This is a genomic window from Micromonospora endophytica, assembly GCF_003236305.1.
In the GTDB taxonomy this organism is placed as follows: Bacteria; Actinomycetota; Actinomycetes; order Mycobacteriales; family Micromonosporaceae; genus Micromonospora; species Micromonospora endophytica.
Genome location: NZ_POTX01000464.1, coordinates 1 through 1,333 on the forward strand (window position 1 = coordinate 1; position 1,333 = coordinate 1,333).

Sequence of the window (1,333 nt, forward strand, 5' to 3'; positions counted from 1 at the left end):
TGAGCCACCCCCGCTTTCATGGAGCTTCTTGACCATGGTCTGATGGCCGTGGGGGAGGAAGTTGTCCGTGGCAGCACCGAAGAAGTACCCCGACGAACTGCGTCAGCGCGCTGTGCGCTTGTACCGCGAGTCGGACCCGAAGCCCGTGATCCGGCGCCTGGCCGAGCAGCTCGGCGTTCATCACGAGGCACTACGGAACTGGATCCGTCAGGCCGAGGCTGACGCCGACGAGCGTCACGACCGGCCGACCAGCGAGATGGCGGAAGAGAACCGCCGGCTGCGTAGGGAAGTCACCGAGCTGCGGCGGGCGAACGAGATCCTGAAGGCCGCGAGCGCGTATTTCGCGGCGGAGCTCGACCCGACCCGGCGACGGTCATGACGTTCATCCATGAACATCGTGACCAGTTCGCGGTCGCGCTCCTGCTACGGGTCCTGAACATCGGCGCGTCGACCTACTACGCATGGGTGAAGCAGGCCGAGCAGCCCTGCGACCGGGACGTGGTCGACCTGGGGCTGATCTCCAACATCCACGAGATCTGGGAGACCTCCGGGCGCACCTACGGCGCGGACCGGGTCCACCGGCAGCTGCGCCGCGACGGCATCTACGTGGGCCGCAAACGCGTCGAGCGGCTGATGACCGGCCAGGGTTGGCAGGGGGCGTTCCTGCGTCGAGGCTGGCGCGGCGGCTCCACGAAGCAGGATCCTCGGCACACGCCGGCGCCGGATCTGGTCGGGCGGCAGTTCACCGCCGACGGGCCGAACCGGCTGTGGGTCGCCGACGCCACCCGCATCCCCTGCGGCGAAGGCGTGTTCTGGCTCGCCGCGGTCCGCGACGTGTTCTCCCGCCGGATCGTCGGGTGGAAGACCTCCGACCGCTGCGACACCGACCTGATCCTCGCCGCCCTCGAATACGGCATCTGGTCCCGCGACGTCCGCGACGGCCAGTTGATCCACCACTCGGACAGGGGGTCGAACTACACGTCCTTCCGCTTCGCGGAACGCTTGCAGGACAACGGGATCCTGCCGTCGATGGGCTCCGTCGGTGACAGCTACGACAACGCGCTGATGGAGAACTTCTGGTCCACGTTGAAGATCGAACTCGTCTACCGCACCTCATGGCGGACCCGCGACGAGGCCGAGAACGCGATCTTCACCTACATCGACGGCTGGTACAACACCCGCCGCATCCAACGCGAACTGGGCTACCTCAGCCCGAACGAGTACGAGGCCGCCTGGCATAGCCGCCAGACCGCACCAGCCGAACCACCTATCGCCACCCCTGCACCAGCCGGCAGCAGGTAACCACCCCTCCATCAAAGCGGGGGGGAACTCA

General features: G+C 67.1%; 2 protein-coding genes. Both read left to right on the plus strand.

The features are described 5' to 3' along the window. Nucleotides 1–67: 67 nt before the first annotated feature. Nucleotides 68–379 (plus strand): transposase, encoded by a 312-nt coding sequence (locus C1I93_RS30515; protein WP_067308719.1) that lies wholly within the window; start codon nucleotides 68–70, stop codon nucleotides 377–379. Beyond that, nucleotides 376–1,302: an IS3 family transposase gene (locus C1I93_RS30520; RefSeq protein ID WP_111246689.1), complete on the plus strand. Its 927-nt coding sequence runs from the start codon at nucleotides 376–378 to the stop codon at nucleotides 1,300–1,302. The genes C1I93_RS30515 and C1I93_RS30520 overlap by 4 nt, the downstream gene beginning before the upstream one ends. The last annotated feature ends 31 nt before the right edge of the window (nucleotides 1,303–1,333 follow it).